General features: G+C 65.0%; 31 protein-coding genes. 6 read left to right on the top strand and 25 right to left on the bottom strand.

Going from position 1 to position 24,255, the window contains the following annotated elements; all coding sequences use genetic code 11:
- Nucleotides 1-6: 6 nt before the first annotated feature.
- The 12 genes from FBZ83_RS28080 to FBZ83_RS28025 form a co-directional block, all read right to left on the bottom strand.
- Nucleotides 7-468 carry a hypothetical protein gene (locus tag FBZ83_RS28080; RefSeq protein WP_145690073.1) on the bottom strand — a complete coding sequence of 154 codons (462 nt, stop codon included), beginning with the start codon at nucleotides 466-468 and terminating at the stop codon, nucleotides 7-9.
- On the bottom strand, nucleotides 468-773 hold the full coding sequence (locus tag FBZ83_RS28075) for a head-tail joining protein (protein WP_145690072.1): 306 nt from the start codon (nucleotides 771-773) through the stop codon (nucleotides 468-470). Before FBZ83_RS28075 ends, FBZ83_RS28080 begins: the two co-directional genes overlap by 1 nt.
- A 66-nt stretch (nucleotides 774-839) precedes the next feature.
- Nucleotides 840-1,034, bottom strand: coding sequence for a hypothetical protein (locus tag FBZ83_RS28070; RefSeq protein WP_145690071.1), 195 nt, complete (start codon nucleotides 1,032-1,034; stop codon nucleotides 840-842).
- Nucleotides 1,035-1,046: 12 nt separating this feature from the next.
- Nucleotides 1,047-2,069, bottom strand: a complete 1,023-nt coding sequence (locus FBZ83_RS28065) for a major capsid protein (protein ID WP_145690070.1) — start codon at nucleotides 2,067-2,069, stop codon at nucleotides 1,047-1,049.
- Nucleotides 2,070-2,127: 58 nt separating this feature from the next.
- On the bottom strand, nucleotides 2,128-2,490 hold the full coding sequence (locus tag FBZ83_RS28060; RefSeq protein WP_145690069.1) for a head decoration protein: 363 nt from the start codon (nucleotides 2,488-2,490) through the stop codon (nucleotides 2,128-2,130).
- Between the two features lie 31 nt (nucleotides 2,491-2,521).
- The gene (locus FBZ83_RS28055) at nucleotides 2,522-3,004 is read right to left on the bottom strand and encodes a hypothetical protein (RefSeq protein WP_145690068.1); all 483 of its coding nucleotides are present in this window, start codon (nucleotides 3,002-3,004) and stop codon (nucleotides 2,522-2,524) included.
- An 11-nt stretch (nucleotides 3,005-3,015) separates the two neighbouring features.
- The gene (locus FBZ83_RS28050) at nucleotides 3,016-3,849 is read right to left on the bottom strand and encodes a S49 family peptidase (protein ID WP_186466213.1); all 834 of its coding nucleotides are present in this window, start codon (nucleotides 3,847-3,849) and stop codon (nucleotides 3,016-3,018) included.
- A gap of 8 nt (nucleotides 3,850-3,857) precedes the next feature.
- Nucleotides 3,858-5,417 carry a phage portal protein gene (locus FBZ83_RS28045; protein WP_211101710.1) on the bottom strand — a complete coding sequence of 520 codons (1,560 nt, stop codon included), beginning with the start codon at nucleotides 5,415-5,417 and terminating at the stop codon, nucleotides 3,858-3,860.
- Complete coding sequence (locus FBZ83_RS28040) at nucleotides 5,417-5,632, bottom strand: phage head-tail joining protein (RefSeq protein WP_145690066.1); 216 nt, start codon at nucleotides 5,630-5,632, stop codon at nucleotides 5,417-5,419. The genes FBZ83_RS28045 and FBZ83_RS28040 overlap by 1 nt, the downstream gene beginning before the upstream one ends.
- A 7-nt stretch (nucleotides 5,633-5,639) precedes the next feature.
- Complete coding sequence (locus tag FBZ83_RS28035) at nucleotides 5,640-7,583, bottom strand: phage terminase large subunit family protein (RefSeq protein WP_186466212.1); 1,944 nt, start codon at nucleotides 7,581-7,583, stop codon at nucleotides 5,640-5,642.
- Nucleotides 7,570-8,067 (bottom strand): hypothetical protein, encoded by a 498-nt coding sequence (locus FBZ83_RS28030; protein ID WP_186466211.1) that lies wholly within the window; start codon nucleotides 8,065-8,067, stop codon nucleotides 7,570-7,572. The genes FBZ83_RS28035 and FBZ83_RS28030 overlap by 14 nt, the downstream gene beginning before the upstream one ends.
- Nucleotides 8,068-8,299: 232 nt before the next feature.
- Complete coding sequence (locus tag FBZ83_RS28025; RefSeq protein WP_145690064.1) at nucleotides 8,300-8,494, bottom strand: hypothetical protein; 195 nt, start codon at nucleotides 8,492-8,494, stop codon at nucleotides 8,300-8,302.
- Nucleotides 8,495-9,102: 608 nt separating this feature from the next.
- Here FBZ83_RS28025 and FBZ83_RS31585 point away from each other — a divergent pair.
- Nucleotides 9,103-9,258: a hypothetical protein gene (locus tag FBZ83_RS31585; protein ID WP_186466210.1), complete on the top strand. Its 156-nt coding sequence runs from the start codon at nucleotides 9,103-9,105 to the stop codon at nucleotides 9,256-9,258.
- A 184-nt stretch (nucleotides 9,259-9,442) separates the two neighbouring features.
- On the opposite strand, the gene FBZ83_RS28020 is transcribed toward FBZ83_RS31585, so the two are convergent.
- From FBZ83_RS28020 to FBZ83_RS27960, 12 genes are all read right to left on the bottom strand, one after another.
- Complete coding sequence (locus FBZ83_RS28020) at nucleotides 9,443-10,153, bottom strand: hypothetical protein (protein ID WP_247888508.1); 711 nt, start codon at nucleotides 10,151-10,153, stop codon at nucleotides 9,443-9,445.
- 98 nt (nucleotides 10,154-10,251) lie between these two features.
- Complete coding sequence (locus FBZ83_RS28015; RefSeq protein ID WP_145690063.1) at nucleotides 10,252-12,093, bottom strand: AAA family ATPase; 1,842 nt, start codon at nucleotides 12,091-12,093, stop codon at nucleotides 10,252-10,254.
- Nucleotides 12,093-12,950, bottom strand: a complete 858-nt coding sequence (locus FBZ83_RS28010) for a hypothetical protein (RefSeq protein WP_145690062.1) — start codon at nucleotides 12,948-12,950, stop codon at nucleotides 12,093-12,095. Before FBZ83_RS28010 ends, FBZ83_RS28015 begins: the two co-directional genes overlap by 1 nt.
- Nucleotides 12,947-13,228 (bottom strand): hypothetical protein, encoded by a 282-nt coding sequence (locus FBZ83_RS28005; RefSeq protein ID WP_145690061.1) that lies wholly within the window; start codon nucleotides 13,226-13,228, stop codon nucleotides 12,947-12,949. Before FBZ83_RS28005 ends, FBZ83_RS28010 begins: the two co-directional genes overlap by 4 nt.
- Nucleotides 13,228-13,425: a hypothetical protein gene (locus tag FBZ83_RS28000; RefSeq protein WP_145690060.1), complete on the bottom strand. Its 198-nt coding sequence runs from the start codon at nucleotides 13,423-13,425 to the stop codon at nucleotides 13,228-13,230. Before FBZ83_RS28000 ends, FBZ83_RS28005 begins: the two co-directional genes overlap by 1 nt.
- Complete coding sequence (locus FBZ83_RS27995; protein ID WP_145690059.1) at nucleotides 13,422-14,291, bottom strand: hypothetical protein; 870 nt, start codon at nucleotides 14,289-14,291, stop codon at nucleotides 13,422-13,424. Before FBZ83_RS27995 ends, FBZ83_RS28000 begins: the two co-directional genes overlap by 4 nt.
- 3 nt (nucleotides 14,292-14,294) lie before the next feature.
- Nucleotides 14,295-14,690, bottom strand: coding sequence for a hypothetical protein (locus tag FBZ83_RS27990; RefSeq protein WP_211101709.1), 396 nt, complete (start codon nucleotides 14,688-14,690; stop codon nucleotides 14,295-14,297).
- A 47-nt stretch (nucleotides 14,691-14,737) separates the two neighbouring features.
- Nucleotides 14,738-15,217: a hypothetical protein gene (locus FBZ83_RS27985; protein WP_145690057.1), complete on the bottom strand. Its 480-nt coding sequence runs from the start codon at nucleotides 15,215-15,217 to the stop codon at nucleotides 14,738-14,740.
- The gene (locus FBZ83_RS27980; RefSeq protein WP_145690056.1) at nucleotides 15,217-15,780 is read right to left on the bottom strand and encodes a hypothetical protein; all 564 of its coding nucleotides are present in this window, start codon (nucleotides 15,778-15,780) and stop codon (nucleotides 15,217-15,219) included. Before FBZ83_RS27980 ends, FBZ83_RS27985 begins: the two co-directional genes overlap by 1 nt.
- A 2-nt stretch (nucleotides 15,781-15,782) precedes the next feature.
- Complete coding sequence (locus FBZ83_RS27975) at nucleotides 15,783-16,067, bottom strand: hypothetical protein (protein WP_145690055.1); 285 nt, start codon at nucleotides 16,065-16,067, stop codon at nucleotides 15,783-15,785.
- Nucleotides 16,068-16,077: 10 nt separating this feature from the next.
- Nucleotides 16,078-17,025, bottom strand: coding sequence for a KilA-N domain-containing protein (locus tag FBZ83_RS27970; RefSeq protein ID WP_145690054.1), 948 nt, complete (start codon nucleotides 17,023-17,025; stop codon nucleotides 16,078-16,080).
- A gap of 342 nt (nucleotides 17,026-17,367) precedes the next feature.
- Nucleotides 17,368-18,066 carry a hypothetical protein gene (locus FBZ83_RS27960; RefSeq protein ID WP_145690052.1) on the bottom strand — a complete coding sequence of 233 codons (699 nt, stop codon included), beginning with the start codon at nucleotides 18,064-18,066 and terminating at the stop codon, nucleotides 17,368-17,370.
- Nucleotides 18,067-18,190: 124 nt separating this feature from the next.
- On the opposite strand from FBZ83_RS27960, the gene FBZ83_RS27955 reads away from it, so the two are divergent.
- The 3 genes from FBZ83_RS27955 to FBZ83_RS27945 all read left to right on the top strand — a co-directional run bounded on the left by FBZ83_RS27955 (nucleotide 18,191) and on the right by FBZ83_RS27945 (nucleotide 22,181).
- Nucleotides 18,191-19,429, top strand: a complete 1,239-nt coding sequence (locus FBZ83_RS27955) for a tyrosine-type recombinase/integrase (RefSeq protein WP_145690051.1) — start codon at nucleotides 18,191-18,193, stop codon at nucleotides 19,427-19,429.
- A gap of 246 nt (nucleotides 19,430-19,675) precedes the next feature.
- A complete protein-coding gene (locus FBZ83_RS27950) occupies nucleotides 19,676-21,391 on the top strand; it encodes a site-specific integrase (protein WP_145690050.1) in 1,716 nt (571 codons plus the stop codon).
- Nucleotides 21,392-21,518: 127 nt separating this feature from the next.
- On the top strand, nucleotides 21,519-22,181 hold the full coding sequence (locus tag FBZ83_RS27945) for a recombinase family protein (protein ID WP_145690049.1): 663 nt from the start codon (nucleotides 21,519-21,521) through the stop codon (nucleotides 22,179-22,181).
- Between the two features lie 44 nt (nucleotides 22,182-22,225).
- Here the strand turns inward: FBZ83_RS27945 and FBZ83_RS27940 are convergent, their stop codons facing one another.
- Entirely contained in the window at nucleotides 22,226-22,561 is a 336-nt protein-coding gene (locus FBZ83_RS27940) for a hypothetical protein (protein WP_145690048.1), read from the bottom strand.
- A 531-nt stretch (nucleotides 22,562-23,092) separates the two neighbouring features.
- Here FBZ83_RS27940 and FBZ83_RS31580 point away from each other — a divergent pair.
- Both FBZ83_RS31580 and FBZ83_RS27935 read left to right on the top strand, forming a co-directional pair.
- Nucleotides 23,093-23,236, top strand: coding sequence for a hypothetical protein (locus FBZ83_RS31580; protein WP_186466209.1), 144 nt, complete (start codon nucleotides 23,093-23,095; stop codon nucleotides 23,234-23,236).
- The gene (locus tag FBZ83_RS27935; protein ID WP_145690047.1) at nucleotides 23,233-24,132 is read left to right on the top strand and encodes a helix-turn-helix domain-containing protein; all 900 of its coding nucleotides are present in this window, start codon (nucleotides 23,233-23,235) and stop codon (nucleotides 24,130-24,132) included. The genes FBZ83_RS31580 and FBZ83_RS27935 overlap by 4 nt, the downstream gene beginning before the upstream one ends.
- Nucleotides 24,133-24,255 lie beyond the last annotated feature (123 nt).

The raw sequence follows: 24,255 nt of genomic DNA, 5'->3' as shown, positions 1-24,255 counted from the left end.
GTGTGGTCAGGGCGCCGCGGTGTAGGGATCGCCGGGGCGGGTCCAGAACTCGACGGTGAAGGCCAGGAAGGCCTCGCCGATGCCGCCGATGCCCTCGTCGTTGGCCGTGGCTTGGTCGGCTTCGCTGAGGTTTGTGTCCACCGCCAGCCCGCCCAGCGTCGGGTCCGCCTCGACGGCCCTCTGGACGGCGGCGGAGACGTCGGCAAGCGCTTGGTCAAGCGCGGCGTCGGTGGACTCCTTCACCAGCGCCGAGACGGCCACGCGCTCCAGGTTGCGCACCGCCCCGGCGTTGAACTGGTCCTGGGAGATGATGGAGGCCTGCATCACCAGCGCCGGCAGGTTGGTTTCGGGGACCGCCTTCCGACGCCCGCGGTAGACGGTGACGGTGCTGGGCACGTTCGGCGCGGTGACGGTGCCGAGCAGCGTTTCGAAGGCGGCGAGCACCTGTTCGCGGATGGAGGTCGGCATCACTGCAGCTCCAGGCGCCACAGCAGCCGGTCGGCGTCCGGCTGGGTGGCGTTGGCGATGACGTAGGTCCGCCCGCCGATGGCCAGGGTGCCCTCTTCCTCCATCAACGGGACCTCCGACGCCCGCACCTCGGCGATGCGGGCCGGGGTGGAGACGCCGGCGTCCTGGTAGCGCCAGTTCCGGTCGCCATGGGTGAAGGAGGCGCGGCACGGCACCGGAGAGCCGCCGCGGGGCGGGGTATAGACGGCGTCGATTCCGTGCCGACGGAAGGCACTATCGAGCATGCGTTGGAAAGGGGTGGGCATCGGCAGTCCTCCAGGCGAGCAAAAGCGGCCCGCAAACCGCTTCCGCTCGCCGCGCTGTGGTGGAGGCTACGCCTTGGCCTTCGTCGGGGTGGGCTTGCCGGTCTCCGCTTCATCGGCGGTCGGCGGCGGATCGACCAGAACCCTCTCGGCGCAGCCGCTCTCGATCAGTTCCTTGGCGAGGCCGGGGGGCACGTCGAGTTCCGTTCCGGGCGCATGGAGCTTCTTGTCGTGCTTCACGGAGATGAGTGTGAGGATCTTCATGGCCGGCCCTCCTTACAGCACGGTGGCGGCGAAGGAGCCGTTCGGGCGGCGCGGGTACACCAGCGGCGCCGACTGGCTCATGACGAAACGGGCGCTCGGGTCCTCCTGCACCCAGCTCTTGACGAAGATCGGCAGCGCCTGCAGGCCCGCCGCCTCGTCGCGGATGGCGCCGAAAGCCTGCACGCCCTCGATGTTCGGGCCGAAGCCCAGCACCGTGCCGCTGGGCAGCAGCGGCGTCAAGGTCCCGGTGGCCGGGTCTTCGTAGTACTCGCTGTAGACCCAGATATCGAAGGAGCCGATGTTTCCCTTGAACTGGGCGCCACCGACATAGGTGGAGGGGCCGAGTTCAACCGGGGTCCCCGCCGCGCGACGGATGTCGAGCAGCTTCTGGACCTGGGCGTTCGTGCGGAAGGCCGCCCAGGCATCCGAGTCCATGACGATGGTGTTGATGACCGCGCCTTCGGTCTTGTGCACCAGCTCGGCCCACGCCTCCAGATCATCCAGCGGCGTGCTGGCGGCGTCGCTCCACTTGTCGGTGCCGGTGAGGGCGACGGTCAGGGCGGCGCTGCGGCCGAAGCTGACGACCTGGGTCTCGAAGCCCTCGCCGGTGACGGTCACCTGACTGAGCCGCAGGGCCTCGGCAGCCATCAGCTCCAGGCGGCGAGTGATCTGGTCGGCGTGGTCCTCGATGATGCCGCGCACGGTGGCCATCAGCCGCTGCTGCGGGTTCAGCGTGCCGCCGATCTGCTCGCCGGCCTGACGCTTGAAGGCGCGGTTGGGATCAACCACCGACTTCGGCTTGATGTAGGCCGGCTTGTACAGCTTGGTGGTGAAGCCGTCCTGAGTCAGCACCTTACCGGCCACCAGCGGCGAGACGAAGGGCGCGACGCGGCGGTTGCCGATCAGGATGTCCACGGCGATCTGTTCCGCCGTCTCGGTCTGGATGGTGCCGAAGACGGTGTTGAGCAGGAAGGCCTTCGGGCGCTTCAGGCTCTGCACCACGCCGTTGAGGACGGCGGTATCGTAGATATTCATGATGCTCGTTCCCTGTGACGTGGCGCTGAGGCGCACGAGGGCTGGGGCCGACCGGCGGTCAGCGGATGTAGATGCTCAGGTCGCGCAGGCCGTCGCGGATGGAGGCCAGCGTGTGGCCGGCGCCGAGCGTAAGCGCGGTGCCGAGGAATTCACCGCTCTCGTAGATGCCGACCGTCTTGTCGCCGCCACTGGCGTCGCAGTCGTCCATCAGGACGGCGACCGGGGTCTGCGAGCCATCGGACGCCGCCGAGGCGCTGAGGACGTATTTGCCCGACGCGGTGATCTTGCCGAGGACGGCTCCGCGGACAAGGTTCTGGCCGGACACCAGGGTCACGCTGCGGGTCATGCGGGGGAAATCGCCGGCCAGCAGGAGGTCCGGCGCGTAGCTCTCCGAGCTGACGCCCGGCTTGAAAATGCCCATCGTGGTTCTCCAGAAAAGGCGAAAGCCGGCGTCAGGCGCCGGCTTTCAGGATCTGCGCGACCAAGGCCTGGGGGTCGTCTCCGTCCCCGCCCGACGTGTCGGTGCCGACACTGGGGTTGCCCAACGCACCCATCGCCGTGGCGAACGGGTTTCCAGCCGGAGCGGCTGGGGCGGACGCGGCTGGCGCCGTCTTCAGGACAGCGACGGCCTGTTCGGCGGAGAGGTCGGTGGTGAAGGCCAGCGTGGCGGCCATGGCGACGCGGCCGGCGGCGGCGGGATCGGCGAAGATGGCCGCGCAACGGGCGCGCTCGTCCTGCCGGGCGCGGGCCGCCGCATCGTCGGCGGACGCCTGCGGCGCGGCGGCCCCGTTTCCGGGGGCCTGAGAGGTTTCCCCAGCCGGCGCCGCGGCGGCGGGCTTCTCCGGGGCGGACACCCCCGGCGACGCGGTCGGCGCGGTCGGCGTGGCCGCAGCCGGCTTGGTGTCGCCCATGAGGTGGGCGAACAGGTTCTTCATGGAAAGCTCCATCAGGTGGTGAGGGTGTCGAAAAGCGCCCGAAAGGCTTGGTCGGGAGCGAGAACGGCATCTGCGAAGCCGGACGCGACCGCTTCCGCCGTCCCCGTCGGGCCTTCCCAGGTCCTGGCCTGTGAGGCGAGGACGGTATCGGTGTCGAGCGAAGCGCCTGCGGCGGAGCGATATCGGGCCACGGAGGAGGCGAACAACCGACGGATGTCCTCGCACTCCGCCAGCCAGCGGTCACGGACCCCGTCAGGCAGCGGCTCGTAGGAGTTGCCGTCGGCCTTGTGGTCGCCGGCGGCGATGATCGTCGCCTTGATGCCGACCTCCTTCAGCGCGGCGCTGAGGTCCCAATGCACCATGATGACGCCGATCGAGCCGACTCCGCCGGTGCGGGGCACGCTGATGGTGTCGGCGGCACTGGCCAGCCAGTAGGCCGCCGAATAGGCGAACTCGGCCAGGATGGAGACCACCGGCTTTCCTGCTGAGGCCTTTGCCTCCGTGATCCAGTCAGCCAGATCGGCGACGCCGCTGACGAGGCCGCCGCCGCTGTTCACCACCAGGGCGATGGCCCGAACGGAGGGGTCCTCAAAGGCCATGGCGAGCTGCAGGCGCAGGCCATTGCAGCCGGTGACATAGGGCGACCCGATGTACCAATAGGCCGGAACAATGACGCCGGAGACCCCGATCACGGCCACGCCGTTGACGACCTCGTATGGCCGCGTTCCTGCGCCGATGTCGCCGATGTAAACGGCCCCCTTGGGCGGTTCGGCGCCGGCACCCACCACGGCGGCGGCGCGCGGCACCCAGGCCGGCGCCAACAGGGCCGGACCGGGTTCGGGCATCAGAAGCATCATTCGTCTCCGGTCTGATCGTCGGGCGTCGCCTGATCGACTGTGGCGCCGTTTGGCTTGGGCGCCTGGGCCAGCAGAGGCAGGCCGAGCCGGCGGCGCTCAGCCTGCTCGCTCGCCTGCTGCTCCATCACTTCGCGCCAATCCTTGCCCTGCTCGGCGCATTCGTCCTCCAGGGTGGAGACGCCGATCTCCATCCGCAACTTGGCGGCCTGCGCCTCCTTGACCGGATCGACCCAGCCTTTACCGGCGCCGATCCAGCGGCAACGCGAATAGGCGTAGCGGTTCTGGTAGAAGTCGGGGGCCTCGACTTCGCCGAGGTTCACCGCCTCCTCCAGCCAAAGCTCGAAGACCGGCGATGCCCAGTAGGTACCCAGCCACTGACGGCGCCCATTGAAGAACCGCCACGCCTCCAGCAGAGCGGCGCGGGCGCTGCTGTAGTTGGTCTGGGTGAAATCCTTCATCAGGATTTCGTACGGGATGTTCAGGCCGGCGCTGATGTGGCGCAGCACCGACTTGGTGAAGGCATCGAAGGCAGCAGCGGGCCGGGCTGGGGTAAAGGGTCGCACTTCGTCGCCGGGGAACAGCGGAAGGACCGCGCCGGCCTTCAATCGGACCGCATGCTCGGCTCGGGCCGCAAGGTATTCATCCGGCCCCCCGAACAGCTCCTTCAGGTCGTCGATCGATTCCGTGCTTTTGATGAACGCGGCGATCATCGCGTTGACAACCGCCGCCTGGAGTTCGGCCTTGCTGTAATGATCCAGTGTCTTGAACTGCGCCAGGACCGAACTCAGCAGCGGCTTGCCACGGCTCTGGCCGGTCCGCTCGCGATCATGGACGTGGATCACCTGACGCCGACCCCAATTGGTGAAAGCCGGAACCTTCGTCCACTGATACAGGCCTGGGTCCCAGGTCAGCAGGTCGCCGGGATGGCTGTTGCGGACCCAATAGGCCTGTGGGGCGCCATACCGGTCAATTTCGATGCCACCGCGTAGCGCGGCGCTGTCCTGTTGCCCGAGCGGGTTGGACAGGCGGTCCGCCTCCACCAGTTGGATGCTGGTGGCGTATTTCCTGTCGCGGCTCGGCAGCCAGAGCGGCAACGCCAGCCCTTCGCCATTGAGCAGGCCGGCGCGGGCAACCTGCATTGTCAGGCCGGCGAAGTTCAGGGTTCGGGCGGCGTCGCAATCCGTTGTCTCCGCCCAGGCGCGCCACTTCGCTTCAACGCTGGCGCTCCATGCATCCGCCCAAGCTTTATCCCGGCCCAACGCCCTGTAGTCGGGCGTCGAGTTCAAGCGAAGTCCGATGCCAACCACATTGTCCAGGATGGCCTGGATGCCGCTGGAGGCGATCCCGTTGTTGCGGGACAGGTCGCGCGAACGGGCGACCAGTGTGGACAGCTCCGGCAGCAATTCGGCGTCCGCCGAGGTCGCCAAGACCTGCCAGGACGCCAACTCGCGCGAGGTCATCGACGCGCCGTCATACGACGTGTCGGACGCGGCGCGGCGGCGCGGCGCGGGCATCGGATTGCCGTGCCGGTCGAGGATCTGGACAGCGTTGCGCATCAGAAGCTCATGTACAGCGGGCGGCGGGGCTTCCCGGACAGGCGGTCAATCCGCGACCGGAGTTCGGCGATGTAGCGCTCCAGCTTCGGCGCATCGGCATACTCGGTCGTCTTGCCGTCGTAGGTGATCCGGGTTTCCCGGTCGCCGATGTTCAGGCGATGCAAGGCGTCCTCAGCCTCGGCAAGCCGGGTCTGAAGGGTGACGAGATCGGCCATGGGGTCCTCACAGAGACGGATCGTCGGCGTAGGTTGCCTTGGGCATTGGGATGCGGCGGCGCTTGACGGTTGGCCCCGGAGTTGAGACGGGCTGAGCGGCCGACATCGCCGTCGGCGCAACGGCTCCGATCTCGACGGGCTTGACAATTGGCCGCGGGAACTCGTCCGCCAGCCCGGCCCACCGACCCGCCGTCCAGCGCTCCATGCCCATGGCGATGGTGCAGGCCCTGGCGTATTTCCACCCGTCCAGAGCCTCAGTGGCGTGGACCTGCTTCCATTCCCCGCGGTCCTCCATCCACTGGTCGCCGACGAGTTGCTTGCACACCTCCTCGGTGGCCAGCTTGGACAGATGGATGAAGCCGGCGGGGTGCCCGGCGCCGTCGGACCGCTCCTCGTCGGTCGGCGGCTGCAGGCTCAGCTTGCCGTACAGCTCCAGCGTCAGGGCGTGGCCGCCGATCATGCCGAGGCGGAGACCGCGTTTCCGGCGCTTGCCGTTGGGCGACGCCTCGCGGACGTTGGACCACGCGAAGGACGGCGCCCCGAGGCTGGTGGCGCCCTTCACGGGGATGACCAAGCCGGGGTGCTTGCGGCTCCAGGCCTCCACCTGGGTGGTGGCGTAACCGGTGTCGGCACCGACCTTGGACAGCGCCAGCGCCACACCCGAGGCGTGGCGCCAACGGCCCATGATGGCCTGCGAGACCTCGTCCCAGACCGCGGCCTCGTACGGGTTGCCGGGGATCACGATGTGATCGACCAGCCAGCACTGCCAATCCGCGCCCCAGGCCCAGATGAACAGCTCGACGCGGTTCTTCTGGACGTCGATGCCGCCGGTCAGGACCAGCCCGCCGGCGGGAACGCCCTGATAGTCCTCGCGGCGATCGTAGAGCTGGCGCCACGCCGGGGCCTCGCCGCGGACCTCGTAGGTCTCGGCGAGCACCTGATTGACGAAGACGCGCAGCTTGTTCGGGTCCTTGCGGACGGCGACGAACTCCTTGGCGATCTCCAGCCAGGACGCGCCGGCGAACTGGCTGTAGCCGGCCCAGATGTGGAAGGAGCGGTGCGGCCAGTTCTGCGGGGCGTGCGCCCGCCACTCGCCGCGCTCGTCCATCCCGGCCTTGGCGTCCTCCTCGATGATGCAGCCGTTGACGCAGACGTACCAAGCCTTGGACGGCGCTTCCTTCGGCTCCCACCGGATGCCCGGCCCGGTGCCGTTGCCGAACACCAGGACCTGCATCTCGCCGCAGCAGGGACACGGCACGTAGCGGTGCTCCTGAGTGCCCTGGAGGAACAGCGCCTCAATCTTGCTCGTCCCCTTCACGGTCGGGGTGGAGCCGGCGGCCTTCAGCGGCTCGTCCGAGGTCAGGCAGCGCTTGAAGGCCAACCCGACTTGATCGCCCTCGATGCCGGCGGTCAGGGGGTAGCCGTCCACCTCCTCCAGGATCACCTTGTCGGCGGTGATGCGGCGGAACTCCTTCGGGCTGTTCGCCCCCTTGACCTTGATCCAGCCGCCGGGGAAGCGCTTGGATCGGATCGTGTTGTTGCTGTCCCGTGTCTTGGTCGAGAAGAGACGGCGCACCGCCGGCCAGAGCATCAGCTTGGCGACGTCGTCCTTGGCGAAGTCCTCGGCGTCGTCGATGGTCGGCTGGTAGACCAGCACCCGGCTGGGCGCTTGGTCGGCGCAGTAGGCGATGAAGTTCTTGACGATCTGGCTGTAGCCGATGCGGCTGGCCTTCAACACCGAGATCTGCCGCACCTCGGGATCGGTGAAGGCGTCCTGGATGCCGATCTGGAAGGGAAAGGGTCGGTAGCGGGTGCCGTCCTCCAGCCGGGCGCGGCTGTTCGCCCACTGGGACAGGGTCATCCGGCGGCGCGGCTTCAGCGCGGCCAGCCAGCGGGCGACCTGAGCGGCCAGCACTGGCCCGCGGACCTGGATCGCGTCATTCGTCGCCATCGTCGTCCCCATCCTTGCCGGCCCCGCCCAACTCTTCCTCGATGCGGGCCATGCTCAGCTCGTCCAGCGCGTCCTCCAGGGCATCGGCGATGCGGTCCTTGAGGCGGCCATCGGACTTGGCGACCTTGGCCGGGACGCGCATCAGCTTCGCCTTGGCCATCTCGATTACCGAGACCATCGCGGCGGTGCAGTCGCTGGCGCGGACCAGCTCGCCGCGCGCCTCGGCGTTCTTCATCGCGTAGTGGTCGGCCTGCTCTCGGGCCAGCCGGGCGCGCTCCGCCGTCAGGTCGAGGCCTTCCGCTTCGGCGTCGTCCGAAGCGCGGCCCGCGGCGCGTTCCCGGAGGTGCCGGATGTAGGCGATCCGGCAGGCGTCCAAATCCATCTGCCCGCGCCCGTTGGCGCTGAAGACGCCCCGGTTTTTCAGCTCGCGGACGCTGCGGTCGGACAGGTCGAGGTGCGCCGCGATTTCGGCTTGGGTTGCCATCTTCACACCTCACCGGAAGGCCGAACCGGAAGCGGAACCCCCCCTATGGAATTTTCACACCTGGACGATGACCGCGCCTTTGCCACCCGTATTCCCCCGCCGCCGGGAAGGACCCGCGGCCTGTCGGCCATGTCCGCTCCGGCCCGTCAGGTGGCGCGTGGGGCGGGGCTGAGCGATCGGGAGGGAAGTAGCGGCTGGCCGGGCTAAACAGCACCAGCGGCCACGCCAGCGCCTACCACCCGGCCCGGCACCCCGTCAGCCGGGCGCCCCGGTCGAGTCCCGCCCGCCGGGCCTCCATGCGCTCCAGGGTGCGGGCGATGGGCCGAGAGACGCCGCGCCACGCCAGCACGCCGATCACGACAGCACCGATCACCAACGACACGAAGACGGCCAAGGCGAGGTAGATCAGGGTCAGGGGATCGGTCATGGCATCCTCCAGCGTGAGCCCAGAGACGACAAAACCCGCCGCGGCGAACCGGGCGGGCTGGATTGAGAAACGAAATGGTTTCTGAAGCAGCCCCAGCTCCCTCCTCCACTGCGCCAACAACCAGCCCGAGGGCGCAAACACAGGGAGAGTATTGCCCGTGTAAGCTGAGTGCGCACTAATCAGAGGTGGGACGATGCCGACCGACGAAACCGCAGTGAAGCACGCGTGCCTTCAGGTTGCCGTCCAACTCGTCATGAACAATCCGCCGAACCCTCCAACCAATTTAAAGGGATTGGCAAACTTAACAGTCGATGTCGCTTGGCATATGTGGCAGCGGTGGGATGCCATTGACAAGGGCGTCACACAGCCAAACAAGGACCTAACCCCTTAGCCGCGCCCCCTGGCAGCACCAATCACCGGGCCGACCAGACCAGAGGCGGCCTTGGATAACTCGGGCGGGATATCGGCCATGCTGGGCTCCAGAACGGCGGAAGCTCGCCGGGCGGGGACCGGGCGGGCAATTGATGCAACGCAACATTCATGAAAAGGTGTTATGATCGGTGCGGGCGCAACCGAATAGCTTGGTGTAGCGCGCCCTTAGGAGGACCATGAACACCCAGAACAATCAACCGATTACAAGCGATATTGTCGACGACATTGAAATCTTGAGCGTGGCTGATAATCCTACCGGCCACGAAGTCCAACAATCTTCAGATGACATCTACCATGTCGCTGCAGGCCTTGCGCATCGCCCGTCGGCGTAGCCCAAAGCCGCTGCTTCTCTGGCCGGCATCCAGTGCGCTGTGTCGGCCAGTGCGAGGGTTCGAGAATGAAAGACCCCGCTCCGGATTGCTCCGAGCGGGGTTCATGTGGGTGTAATTCGGCATTACACCATGGACTATGCACTTGACCTCTCCCCCACGTCAATAACGATTTCGCGATAAGGGGTTAGGATTTTCCGATGGTATTACGCTCGTCACGGACAATTCGACGGGACAGGAAGGGCACCTGAACGAACGCCTCCTCCAGCGCCGCACAGGCCGCCTCGAACCGGTCGGCGATGGCGTCCAGCATCGCAAGGTATGCCGGGTCGGGCCAGTACTCGATGGGGCAGTAAGGGGACCACAGCCGGTCACCGGTCGCCCAGCCCGAGTTGGTGTCCAGCGGTGCCCCGGTGACGGCGCATACCACGCGCTGCTTCCGACGCAGGCGGCGGCGAGGTCGCAGGTCCACCCGGTATTTCCAGCGGTGTGCGCCGCCGGGAACGGCGTAGCGCTCAACCTCCCCGTGGCCATCCGTCGCGGACAGCTTCTCCCGCTCAGCCGGCGTCAGCTTAATCCACGGGACTTCCACCCAGGCGCCCCGAACGCTGTGCATCGCGCCACCGTGGTCCATGTTCAGCACCGCCCGCGGCTCCGGCTGAACGGTGGACCGCTCCGGCTGCTCCCCCACCAGTGCCGCGTCGATGACCATGCGCGCGTCGTCCGGCTTCAGGATGCCGATCACGATCCGATGGACGGCGGCGGCGTCACGGTTGATCGTCGGGCCGATCTCGGTGTCCAGGCTGGACAGGTAATCCACCCACCGATGCTTGGACGCGGCACCGCGGCCCAGCCCCAGCCGGTCGGCGCGCTGGGACCGGTACGCCCAAACCAGCATCTCCCACACCGTGACCGGTTGCCGATCATCCACAGCGGCGATACTGGAGAGGCTCGGAGATGAATTGAACACGCGCTCTTCTCCAAACTTCACAGTGATCACGCTGCATCCTCCACGCCACTATCGTGAGAAACGTATTTTACTCCAAACCTACTGTCTTGTGAACTTCTGTATTGGTAGGTCGCGTTATCAAACCACAGACCGCACTTTCCTTCCCAATCACCGTTCCTCTGCTTGGCAATGTTGAGAATGACGGGAGGCATGTTCCGCGCATTGTCCAGTTCGGACGCGGCAGAACCGTCACCCCTGTCGGCCTTCTCGGAAAGCTGCTTGATCTGGTCCTCGAGCTTCCTGTTCCGCCACACGCCGAGAATGTTGAAGGCGTTCGAACCGATCTCCGACGCGCCCTTGATGTCCTCCGTCTCCGGCGCCGTGCCGCCGGTCTTGGTGTCCGCCTTGCGCGAATGGGCGACGAGGTGGATGTGGACGCCCTTCTCGACGGCCCAGTTCACCAGCGTGAACACCGCCTGCTCCTGCCCCTGGTAGTCCTCCGACCCGATGCCGAGGCGCATCAGACTGTCGATCACGAACACGTCGCAGCCGTAGCGGCACCGGGCGTATTCGAACACGTCCAGCAAGGGCTGCACGCCCGTCTTGCCGACGAGGTTGAATGTCCACAGCCACTCGTCCATCCAGCCCATGATCCTCCGGATGAACGGTTCGGTCGGTCGATCCACGTTCCCGGCCTGCTTGACCATGCGGCGCAGGAACTGCGGCGGCGCCATCTCCAGCGACGCGATGCAGACCTTCGCGCCCTGGTTCCCCCACTCGACCCCGGCGTGGGAGAGGATCTGGGACTTTCCGTGACCGCTCGGCCCCGTCCAGATGGAAAACTCACCCGGTCGGAACAGCAGCCGGTCGCGGACCTTGCCGTAAGGCAGCGTGTAGCCGACCCGCTGGCCTTCCACCGGCCAGAACAGCCGGATCACGTCGTCCGTGAATTGCCCGGCGCGCACCAGCTCCGGCGGGTCCATGGTGGCCGCCATCTCGAAGCACCGGCGGATCTCCGCCTCGGGGATGCCCGCGGTCAGGCAATCGTTGGCGTCCTTGTGCGGCAGGATCACCCGTCGGCAACGATGGCGGCCCAGCCGGGCGACGATCTCCTCCACGGCGGCTTCCCCCTCGGGGTCGTTATCCAGCGCGAGGTAGATCGTCTCGAACCGCAGCAGCCGCTCGTACTCGGCTTCGATCCAGCGCTGCTTCTCGCCCTTGCCGCCGCCGAAGGGCACCGACAGGGCCGGGAAGCCGTAGTCGAACAGGCTGGGCGCGTCGATCTCGCCCTCGCAGATCGTCACCTCGCGGGCGTTGCGGTCGATGACCTGCCAGCCGAACAGCACGGGTTCGCAGTCGGGCTCCACCCGCTGCTTCCGCTTGTCGTCGATGGGCCGGTATTTCACGAACCGCAGTTCGCTGTCGACCAAGGAGGGGAACACGATGGTCCGGCCTTGCTCCCCGATCCGGTAGGCGGCGATGGCGCGCTCCGACAGCTTCCGCGCCCCGGTCAGGTAATCCTTCACGGCGCTCTTGGGGGCGGTGCAGGACGGCTTTGCCGGCCGGCGATAGGCCTTCTCGCGCTTCTCGAACTGCGGCTTCTCCAGGCCGAGCCACGCCCGGATTTCCTCCAGGGCCTCCGGAAGCTGGATTTGCTTCACGGCGCACCACAGGTCGATCAGGTCCCCACCGTCCCCGCCCGCGGCGAAGTCGGTCCACACCCCCGCCTTGGCACCGGAAATGCAGACCTTCAACGACCGGCCCGGCTCGCCCTGGATCGACCCGACGCACCACTCCCGTCCCTCCAGGATGCCCTTCGGCAGAAGCCGTTCGGCAACCTCCCCTGCCCGCCCCTCCAGGGTGCGCTTGATCGCGGTGATATCGATCATCACAGCACCCCCATCGCTTCGTACTCGCGACGGATGTCCACGATCACGGCCTCGGCGGTGGCGTCCTCCTCGTCGTTGAGGATGCGCCCGACATACTCACGGGGGACGTCCTTCGTGCCGGCCAGTTCGAGAACCTGCATGACCCGACGGTCGTCGTAATCGAGTTTTTTCCGGAGCTTCGTGACCAAGCCGCCGGCCTTCGTCCCCAGCAGTTCCCGACCTCGGCGATAGACGTCACTCTCGCCGGGCGCCGCGGCGCCCGTAGAGGCGTAAGCCTCTACGGAATGGTTAGGTTCTGGTTTGGGTTCGGGTTCGGGGGTTCCTGACTTGCGTTCCAGGGTATCGGATACCCTATGGCATACCGTATCGGATACCCTGCCAGTGCTCGGTTCCAGGGAATCCGGCACGAGCAGGGATACGGTTTCCAGGGTCCGGAGAAGCGATATCGCATACCCGTCCGGATACCGTTCCCCGTGCGGCTGGATAGCCCTTACCAAGCCCGCCCAGACGGCTGTTCCGCGCGGCACGGCCTCGATCAGCGGCAGCATACTCTTGCCGACCTTGCCGTTCTCCGGCGGGTTGTGGCGCAGGAAATTGGCGATCAGCGTCCAGCCCGTCTTGGCATCACGAACGATGAAGCCGACCGTCTCCAACTCGGCGATGGCGGCCACGGCCTGCTCCGGTTCGAGGTGCAAATCCTCCATCAGGTAGCCGGTCGGAAGCCGGAAACAGCCGATGGAGTTGCTGTGCGGGCCGGTCAGCAGGTACAGCGCCAGCCGTTGCGCATCGCCCGACAAGGTGATGGTCTTCGGGTCCGTCCAGAACGACGTGTAAACCTTCCCATAGGTCCGCATCATGCCACCTTTCTGCCGCCCAGGGAGGCGGGGTTTCGGTCGTTGTCGTCATGAAGATCAGCCGGCGGGACCAGCATGGCCCGCGGCGGGAATGTGTCGCCGCCGACCAGGAGCAACAGGTCCGGAGCGAGGCGGCGATAGGACTCCAGGCGTCCCATGTCTCCATGCGCCAGAGCTTCGGCCAGGGCCTCGGCAACGGCACGCGGGCCGAGACCGTGGACATGCTCCGCGATGCGCTGGAGACGGACCTGTTCAGCCTGCGGGAGGGCGCAGAAGCTCATCAGGCGTGGCCCTCCATATCGTCGGCGAGGGCGTCCAGACGGTGCGCGATCTCGCGCAGATCGTCGCGGTTCACAGTCGCCTCGCGAATGCACTCCCGCAGGTCGGCGATGGCGCCGCGCAGGCGTGTGGCCGGGGGCTGCGGGCGGACCATGCGCAGGCGGGCCCTGAACGGGCCGCGGATGATGGTTCTGGTCATACGGCACCTCCCGCCGGGCGGCGCCAGGGCGGGTTGTAGCCGGCCTGCATCGCCACGGCCTCCAGCACGTCGCTGGCGCTGTCCAGGCAGCGCTGTGGGATCAGGCCGTCTCCGGTTCCCACCGGGCCGCGGGCGAGCCGCAGCTTGACCAGCGCGCCGACCATGGTCGTGATCGGCGCATCGGTGATCTGGTTCTCCAGATCCGCAACCACCTGAAGCGCCGGCTGCCACACCTCGTCGGGCTCGGAGTCGGGAATGGCGTTGTAGCGCTCGTCAGCGACGGTGTGCTGGCGCTCCAGTTCGAGAAGGTGCGACACCTCGGCGCCGCCGGGTCCAGCCTCAGCGCCGGGGCCGAAGCCCATCAGCGCGGAGAGGCGCATCAGTTCGGAAACGGTGGCCGACAGGGCATTGATGTCCGCCAGCGCCGACCGGATGAGAGCCGTCTCGACGGCGCTGCCGTCCGCCTTCTCATCGAACAGGGCGACGGACAGCGTCAGCTTGGCCTGCACAGCCTCCAGCGTGCCGGAACGGTCGGCGGCCAACTGGTGCGCCATGCCCTCCATATCGGCCGCCAGCGTCACCCAGCGGTCTTCCAGCTCGTTCAGCCCCGCTGCCTCCCGTTCGGCTTCGTACTGCGCGACAGCCGTGTCCAGCCGCTCGTGGAGACGACGCTTGGTGCTGTCCGCATAGCGGCAGCCGTCAATCTCGTCATGGCGGGTGATGCACCAGCCGCGAGGCCCAACGATGTAGGGGCGGGCCGGACTTCGTTCCGCCAGCGCTGCGTGCCGCTGGTCCATGTCTTCACCCAGGCGCAGCCATTCCCGGTTGGCGGCCTGCCACGCGTTGAGGAGTGCGGAGGCATGCATGGCCTAGGCCCTCCCCATCGCGTCACGAACATCGACCTCGGTCTGCTCGCGCAGCAAGACCTCCAGTTGGTGGGCGTGCCGGGAGTAGAACCCGACGGCGATCTGCGCCTGGGCCAACTGATCGAGCGTGCTGCGGAACAGTTCCCGCAACACGGTGATTTCGTCCTGCGCAAGGCCGAGCGCCCGTTCCATGTGATAGCGGGCGCTGTCCTGGACCATCGCCGCGTGGCCGAGCTGGGTGGGGCGGCGGCGGGCCTTCGGGTCCTTCAGGATGAGTTCCGCCAGGACCGTAAAGTCCTGCGCCTGGGCGATGTGGAACGTGATCCTCCGCTGTTCCGACAGGCTGTCGTAGGCGGCGATGACCAGTTCAACCGCCTCGGCACGCGTGGAGCGGGCCATTTGCTGTCGGACAGCGCCGTCGCCCCCGGATGTATCGTCGGCAGTCATCAGACGGGCTCCCCGCGCTCAAGGGCGCTTTCCAAGTCGGCGTAGGCTTCGGGGTTAGCGATGTCGGTGTCGGGCCAGAAGGCCACGACTTGCCGAAGGGCCTCGGGCGTGTGACGGAGAACCCACCACCAGACCCGGTAGTTGAGTTCGTGAAAAGCGGCGTCCGCCTCGTCGGGGACCCTTTTCATTCGCCCCGCCTGCCAGCCGTGCCAGTAGGCCCGAGACCGGTCGGTGCCCGGCTCTCGGCTGTTGGGATCTTCGCCAACGCGCCGGCCCGCCGTTATCTCCGCGTCGCCCAAACGTTCGAGACGTTCGAGGTCGCAAAGTTCCATCACCGGAACCTTTACGCCCCGAGCCCAGAGAGCGTCGTAGCTCGCCAGCTTGCCCAGATGGCTTTCCGGGGCCTGCGGCAGCGGTGGGGCAGCGTTCAGGGCGACGAGCATGGAGTCGACCATCGTCCGCAATGACGTGCCGTCCATCACGACACCTCCGTCAGCAGAGAGCCCGCGATGCCCGGCAACGCGTCGCCGTCGAACTGCGGCCCGCTCATGTGGGCGGACAGCAGCGCCGCGCCGATCCCCGGCAGGTTCATCCGCCCGAGTTGACGAACGCCGCCCTTGGTGGACCCAAACCACTCGCGGGCCATGGCCTGAAGGCCGGGTTCAGCCGCGAGAAGGAGAACTGTCGCGGAGCAGATGTCCCGCGCCCGCAGCACTTCCTTGCTCCGATCGGTCCCGTCCAGCGACAGCAGTGTCACCGTCAGCACCGTCCGAGCGCTCCGCACCGCCCCGGCGACGTCGGTCGCGAAGGTGCCGCCGCGGATCATATGGCCGCCACTCGACGCGCCCTTCAGCAAGGCCGTCAACCCACTCTTGCCCACGGCGTCCTCGATGCCGTCCGAAAGGAGGTTGGAGACGAGCATGGCCCGCCCCAGCCATGGCTGCTTGCGGAACGCGACGCGGAATTCCCCACCCTCCTTCAGGAGGAGAGCGGCGTTGGCAGGATCGAACCTCTGCGCCCAGACGTAAGGGGTGATGTTCATGGTCACACCTCCGCCTTCGACTGCCATGACGGGCAGTTCAGGTTGAGCGTCTTCCCGAACTCGCGGGCACCCTTGGCGCACCCATGCTCGATGGTAAAACCGCCTTCTGTCGGCAAACGGTGCTGGACGTTGGCGCCGCAGGTGGCACACGCCTGCGTGTCGGGGTTATGGATGCAGGTATTGGCGTGCGCCTGCATCTGGGCGCGGCTCGATCCGGTCTTCCGGCAGGTCGGGCAGCGGTAGCGGGTCACCGTGAACGGAGTCACGGCGTGGGTGGGCTTCTCCATAGCCAGCTCCTCAGTGCTGGATCGTCTGGTCGGACGGGGAGTGCGACTCGGCGGACGTTGCGGCGATCAACTCGGCCACGATGCCGAACTTCCAGCGCAGCCAGTTGGCCGAACCTCCATGCTCACCACCCTTTGCCGGCGCTTCCCACTGCGCGAAGGGCTCGCCCTTGGCGGTCGGGTGCCAGGGGGTGGTCTTGGTACCTCCCTTGATCTGGAAGCCGTGCCGCTCCAAGAGGGTGTTGACCATTCGACCGGACAGAGCCCCCTGACGGGTGCGGACGCCGATCTCGACGCCGATCTCCGTTGGCCCGAGCACCTTGGGATGGTCCGCCGGCAGGAGTGCCTGAACGGGCTTGGCATCAGGCCGGACGACGCCGCCCGATCCCAAGATGTCCACGCCGGTCTGAGCGAGGATAGCGCGGTTGGCGGCGAAGGCCGCTTCGCTGGTGCTGAAGCCTGCCGCCTTGAATGAACGCAGACGGTCCCGGAACTGAGCGTCGGGGGTCTGGCTGCGGGCCGGCGCCAGAGTGGGAGCGATGGAGACGCCCGGCGCGACCACATACCCCTTGGTGTCGATTTCCTCGATCCACTCAGTGACCTTCACCGCGAACTTCGCGCTGCACCACTGGGCGAGATGGTAAGCGATGCGCGGGTGAACCCAGGTTCCCCCGCCACGGTCAGGCCGACCCGGCTTGGAGGTGATCAGGCTATCCCTCGGAATTCCGAGGGATAGAGCCAGTTCATTCACAAACGCCGCAGTGCCGGAATTTTCCTGATAATGCGACCACTCCTTCCCGTTCGCCTTGCACATGGAGGTGGCGTTCAGGTAGCCGTCGAGCCGTTGCCCAATGGTGGTCTTGTTAAACTTACGGGTGATCGGGGCAGGCACGTTGCCCGTCTGTTCTCCACATGCGTTCTGGACGCACGGGTTCGTCGCCGCCATATTGCGGTTGCTCATTTCGTCTCCTTGGGAAGGGAGTGGGTGAGTTAGTGAGTCTGCCGTTGGCGCGGCAGGTTCAGCACGGCAGCGGGGCCTTTCGTTGGCGCGAGGGCGCCCCGCTGTTCGTACTTGTTCGGTCTTCGTGTCATGCCGCGGCTCCCGTGGACTTGGCTTCCTGCTCCTCAATCCAGCGCAATAGCGTGGATTTGCGGGCGCAAATTAGGGCGCCGATCTTAAAAGTTGGAAGCCGCTTGCGCTGATGGTAGACCTGTCTGGGGTCGAGACCTATGAATTTGCCGATGGCTTCGGCCCCATGAAGCATGTCTTCAGCCAAAGACGGAGATTGCTTAAGAGCCTCTCCTATTCGTTGAATACTTTCCATATTGTGTCATCCCTATCAGCGATCAGATCAGCCAATCTTTTTAATTCATAGCTTAGCACGGACCTCTCAATTCTTAGGCCCCTATTGTATTTAACGCTGAGCTCTTCTGCTGATTTAATTCTAGAAACTTCATCAACTATATATTTATCTTGACTCGCCACCAGAGATTCAATGAACTCTCGCTCTTCCGTTGGCCCATAAAAATAATCGATCCCGCCACAGCTAATACTTATTGTTTGTATAAACTCCTTAAATCTGATCTCCATATGACAGAAATTCAACATGCCGCCATCCATGTAAGGGTCATGCTCCTCACCTCCCATTGCATCTAAAATATTGGCAAGAGTTCGCTCGAATATGTCGTCACTCGCCGCGCCAAATTTATCTTTTATTGGATCTTTTGATGTTTCTTCACCTAGCTCATCCGCTTTATACAACAATACCAAAGATCCAAAATCTCTAACTACTTCAGCAGAATTCTTTGCTATATCTGTGCAAAGAAATGATATCAGCATCCTCGCTGCATCAAGGGCGCTCATACGCGCTGCCGACGCCCCTCTTCCGCTCTTTGATATCAATCCACCTTCTCGCAGATGCCGAGCATGCATTGCGACTGTTGGCTCTGAAATGCCGAGGACCACAGATGTTTTTGTAACGAGATCGCTGAGGCGTGCCATTTTTTTTGCTCCCCTTGCCAACGGACCATAACTCCGATGGGGATTGTCGTCAAGCCCCAAAGGATTTAAACTCCGTTGAGGTAGTTCGCATCGGTCGGAATTGATCGCAAGGTGGGAAGAAAGAATGGCATCCGTACGCAAACGCACCCTCCCCAGCGGCAAAGCCGTCTGGCAGGTGGACTACAAGGATCAGGGTGGCAAGCGCCGCTCGCGGCAGTTCAAAACGAAGAAGGAGGCAGAGGCATACGAGACCAAGGTCCGCAATGAGGTGGTGTTCGGCATCCACACCCCCGACTCCACATCCATCACCGTCGCGGAAGCGGCCAAGCTGTGGCTGGAAACATGTGAAGGTGAGTCCCTTCAGCCGGTCACTCTCAAAGGGTACCGGGAGTATGTGAAGCTGCACATCAATCCACGCCTCGGCGCGGTGAAGGTGTCCAGGCTCACCCGCCCCCAGGTTGAGACGTTCAAGGACGAACTGCTGAAGGTTCGATCCCGCGTCTTGACCCGCAAGGTGGTCGCCGCGCTGGGCGCCATTCTGAAGGACGCGATGCGCCGGGGCCTTCTCGCTCACAACGTCGCGGTCGGCGTGATGGTGAAGGAACGCCGGGCCGAGGACTTCGACGAGGCGGACAGCGATATTGACGACGTCGACCGCATTCCGACAAAGGAAGAGGTGCGGATGATGCTGGAGAAGGCCAGCGAGTTGTGGCCGCTTTCCATCATGGAAACCGACGCAAAGACCGGCGAGCAGAAGACGCGCCCGATCCCCTGGCGTCCGCTGATCACGGTGACGGCATTCACCGGAATGCGCATCTCCGAAGTGCTGGGCCTGACATGGCAGAACGTCGACCTTCGGACCGGGCTGGTGAAAGTCCGCAAGCGCGTGGACTACCGCCGGCAGGTTGGGCCGGTGAAGTCGAAGATGGGCCGCCGTGAAATCCCCATCCCCCCGGCGGCGGTGCAGCTCCTCCGGGAATGGAAAATGGCCTGCCCGCCTTCGGAAATGGGATTGGTTTTCCCGTTCTGGGATGGCCAGCCCATGCACTACAACGTCGCCCGCAAACAGTGCCTTCGACCGCTGCTGGTCGCCTGCGGCTTGGTCGAAAAGCCCAAAGCCAAGCCGACCCCCGAAGAGACCGAGAAGCCGGACGCGAAACCCATCTATGGGTTCCACAATCTTCGGCATTTCGCGGCATCGATGTTCATCGAGTTGGGCTGGAACGCCAAACGCATCCAGGCCCTCATGGGGCACAGCACCATCACCATGACGTTCGACCTGTACGGCCACCTGCTCGACAGGCAGACCGATCACTCATCGGCTATGGCGGCGCTGGAGTCGAGCCTGTTTGGCAAGAAGTAGAAGTTGCAACATACCGCTGCAGTAAGCAGCAACACGGCTGCAACACAAAATCCAAAAGCCTAAGTAAATCAATAGGGGCACACGGCTTTTGGTACCGCCATTCCCAGGTTCGAATCCTGGCGCCCCAGCCAACCTCCTCCTAAGTATTTCAATCGCTTAGTGTTTTCGGTGCTTCGCAGTCGGCGAAACCCGTGTGGGCCACAAAAGGGGCCACACGAAGGGCCACATACGCCCCGCAGGTGTCGCGTGACTTCTTACCTCAAGCGCAAGGGCGACCGGCTGGTGTTCCGCCGGCGCATTCCCCAAAAGCTCATTGCCCGCTTTGGCCGGTCCGAGCTAGCAATACCTTTAGGCGACATCGGGCCGCGCGCTGCACGCGCGCGAGCACGCGCTTTTGCTGCTCAATCGGATGATCTGTTCGACATGGCTGACCGTAACCTGCACTTGTCCCGCGATGAGATTAGCGCCCTTGCGCGGCGTTGGTTTAGGGAAACGAGCGAGGATTACGAAAGCCGCCTTAGGTCCATGCCGCAGAACGACTCTGGAGCTACCGAGCGCGAAACCGAAATGGCCGAGGAAGATCGGCAAGCCACGCGCTCCATGCTGGCTGACAACCATTGGCTCGCAGCAAGCGAGATTGTCGACCGGCTGCTCGCTGATGCAGGCATTAACTTCTGGAACGGAGAGGAACCGGAATATCGCGAGCTGTGCAGGCTGGTGCTGCGTGCCTCAACGCAAGCGGCCGAGATCCATCTGGCACGCCTCAAGGGCGATTATGCGGCGCCCCCCACCGACCCAGCTTTCATTGAGAAGCCAGCGCCGGCCATCGTGCGCGTCATCGCGCCAGCGCCGAACCCCGCGTCCCCCAGTGCCACGCCAGCGCCCGTTGCGCCGCTATTTACGGCTGCCGTGGCCTCCTACACCGCCGAAAAGAACCGGGCCGGGGAATGGCGGGGCAGCACCGAGCATCAATACCGGCGCTTCTATGAGCTGTTCTCGGGCTTCTTGGGCGACCGCCCTGTAAACGCCTACACACGCGCCGACATCGGCCGGTGGGTGGAGGCGTTGCAACAGATTCCCTCGACCTACGGCCAATCCACAGCCCTCCGCGGCAAGACCCTCAAGGAGCTAGCTGCCTACACCGCCGCCAATCCTTCCGTTGAGCCGGTGACGGCCCGGACGGTTCAGAAGCACACCATTGCCCTGTCGGGCTTCTTCGGCTGGTGCCGGGACCGGGGCCACATAGACGACAACCCGGTTACGCGCTCCTTCCGCTACAAAAAGGACCGCCGGGCACGGGAGCAGCGGGCCGCATGGGAAGCATCAGAGCTGAACAAGCTGTTCGCCTCCCCGATCTGGACCGGCTGCAAATCGGAGTCTCGCCGCTCGGCACCGGGCACGCTCATGCTGCGCGACGCGCTCTTCTGGATACCGTTGATCGCCGTGTTCTCCGGGATGCGCCTGGAGGAGATCGCCGCGTTGCGCGTCGAGGACGTGCAGACTGATTCCGGCATCGCCTTCTTCGACATCACACCAGCGGGGGGAAAGCTGCTGAAGACCGCCGCAGCCGTGCGCCGCGTCCCCGTCCATAAGGAGCTGGTCGGCATCGGTTTCCTGCGCTACGTCGAGCAGCAGCGGCGAGCCAAGGTAGAGCGGCTGTTCCCCGAACTCCAACCTGGAGGCCCGGACAAGCGCTTTGGCTTCTATCCGACGAAGAAGCTGAGCCGGTACTTTGATGCGGTGGGCATCCCCGATCTGGACGTTCACGGGTTTCGTCATGCCGCGATCACCGGGTTGCAGCGCGCCGAGGTAGCGGAGCCGATCATCCGCGATCTGGTCGGCCATGAGGGGAGTGGTTCGGAGACGCATCGCTATTCCAAGGGCTACCCCCTCCCCCAGCTCGCCGACGCGCTCAATCGGCTGGCCTACCCCGGCCTACAGCTCGACCACCTCAAGCCCTGACAGGTTATGCGCTCCGCGAATCCCGTCGATTCCTGGAGCGCATGACTCCGGCCCCGGAAGGCGCTTTGTGTCATCTCTAAACGCTCGTATAGTTATGACACAGACGATGCGCCACGGGGAGCCGGCCATGACGAAGGCGATTGCATACCTCCGAGTTTCGACCCAGGCGCAGGGCAAGTCCGGCCTCGGCATCGACGCGCAGCGCGACGCTATCGCCCGATTCGCTGAGACCGAGGGCATTGAGATCATCGCCACCTTCGAGGAGCATGAAACCGGCAAGGGGGCCGACGCCCTCGACCGTCGCCCCCAACTCGCCGCTGCGCTGGCCGCCGCACGCAAGGCGAAGTGCCCGGTCATCGTCAGCAAGCTCGATCGGCTGTCCCGCGACGTGCATTTCATCTCCGGCCTCATGGCTCAGCGCGTCGCCTTCATCGTCGCTGAGTTGGGCGCCGATGCAGACCCGTTCATGCTCCACCTCTACGCCGCCCTGGCGGAGAAGGAGCGCTCCCTCATCGCCGAGCGTACCCGTGTGGCGCTGGCCGCCAAGAAGGCCCAGGGCGTGCTCCTCGGCAACCGGACCAACCTCGCTGAAGCTCAGGCCAAGGGCGCAGTGGTGAACGCGGAGAAGGCCAGCGCCTTCGCCGCGAAGGTGCTGCCGATCATCGAGAGCATCCCCGGTTCGCTGAATGCGAAGGCGAAGGAGCTGAACGCACGCGGCATCCCCACGGCGACAGGCAACGGCACCTGGACGGCGAAGGCCGTGCAGCGCGTCATGCAGCGGGTCGCTTGACCGGGTGAAACAGCGAAGGGCGCCCAACCGGGCGCCCTCTTCCATCATGCCGCCTTCTGTGCTGCCTGTAGGCGCAGCTCCCGGCGTCGCTCCCTACGCCTCTCCAGTATGCGCGCCCGCTTCGCTTCCTTCTCGGCAAGGCGCGTGGCTCGTATCGGTGCCCTGAGTTCGTCATACTCACGGCGCCACGCGGCTCGCTCCTCCTCCGTGGGCAGATGATCGACCGTTGCCGGAGCGCCAAATGCAACGCTGACAACCTGTACGCCGTTGCCCGGCCGCGGTCCGTTCTCTTCCAGGTCCGTCATGATGCAGTCCAGAGCATCGGCCTCCGGCATGCCGCCCCAGCGCTCGTCATCCAGCACGATGGTCACTAACGCCATTCGATTGAACTCCACGTGGCTGAATCAATCACTATAGAAAGGTGTAGCATTCGCGAAAATCGAGAAGCTATTTGAAGATGTTCTCAGGCCAGGAGCGAGCTCTCACAGTCTGCGCTGACAGATAGAAACAACAGATGAAGTTATAGGTTAAGCTATAGCCTATTCGTATGCTAACTATGCCGAAATTATAGGAATAAAAAAGCAGGTCTGCCATGAGGCGGAATGCCTTCGATACTCCCGCCGGGGCGCAGAATCGGGCAACAGGCAACAGACATCGCCGGCCGAGGCTCAAGGCGATTTGACATCCGTTTGGATTTTTAGGATAAGGGAAGTGCCGGTGGCGCTGCGAACGCCACTGGTACAATCGCGCAGCTCCGACAAGCTGCGGATCGGTCATCGTGTGTGTGTGGGTGCGAATGTAGCACCCGGCACGATCCCAGACAACGCGTTGCTGCGCTCCACTTTGACTAGGAGCGCAATTCGATGACTATCAATCAAGCTCGTGATCTTCTCTCGAAGCACGGCATTTGCTTGACGCATGAGGCTGTCCGCGTCTGGTGCGTCCGGCATGGCGTTGGCGTGCGTCGCGGCGGGCGCTGGGACGTGCTGACCGACCGGTTGGCCGCTCACGTCTCCATGACCGTCGCCGAACTGACCGAGGAGGCCCGGCAATGAAACGGGCGCAACGCACATCCGTGGAAACCTTCTACCGGCCGATGTCGCCGCTGGAGAAGGTGCGGTGGATTGCGGCGATGTCCTGCGACAAGAAGCTTCCGGCGCAAGCCAAATCCCTCGGGGCGGCACTTATCACGGTGTGGCATCACGGCAAGAGCGGCACCCTCTGCCCATCATACGAGGCGATTACCGAGAGAACCGGCTTGAGCCGGCAGCAGGTCAAAGACGCCTTCCGCGCCTTGAAGACGCACGGCTGGATCGAGAGCAAGCGCCAGCATGACGAGAAGGGCCGAGAAATCAGCGCAAAGCGCCGTCCGGCGTGGCCGGCCGTGGTGTCTATAGACACCACGGAAAGCGAGACGGAGGGGTCTACAGACACCATCGGGGAGGTGTCTACAGACACCACCGAGGAGGGGTCTATAGACACCACAAACAGAGTGAAGGGAAAACCGGGTGAAGAGGAACAGGTATCTTACCCTCTGTTTAGAACAGAGCGGGCCGGCGAGGTCGCTTCGCTCCCTTCGCCGGCCGACACCTCATTGAGTTCCGGCGAAGAGGCTGACCAGCTTCCCGCCGGTAATCCTGACACTCCGCCGGCCGCGCCGGAGGCGGACCCGCTTTTCCGCCTTCTCATGAACGCCCCGCCGGTCGAACCGCTTCCTTCTGGAATAGCGGTCCGGTCGCTCGCTCCGTCTGCCAATTCACCGGCAGAGGCCGCCACTCGCTCGGCTGCGCTGGCCGATGCCCGAGCAATTGTCTTCTCCATGCCGGTCGCACAGCGCATCGCCAGCGCCCGGCAGGCCGCCGAAGCTCTCGGCCTGTCCGACATCGCCCCGGACGACACCGACCGGCTGGCCGAGTATGTGGCACTGCGGATCGTACGCAACGCCGCGTAGCCCCAGGTAGCGCCACCGGAGCCGCACAGGACGCAGCTCCGGTGCCATTTTGACAGAAATCGTTAATGCAAATATAGTTATGAAAATGGCCTATCGAGCCACCTTCAGAACATAGGCGACTGC

The organism is Azospirillum brasilense (genome assembly GCF_007827815.1).
Classification (GTDB): Bacteria; Pseudomonadota; Alphaproteobacteria; order Azospirillales; family Azospirillaceae; genus Azospirillum; species Azospirillum brasilense_C.
Note: the sequence above shows the minus strand (reverse complement) of the source record. Positions and strands in the feature narration are given on the sequence as shown.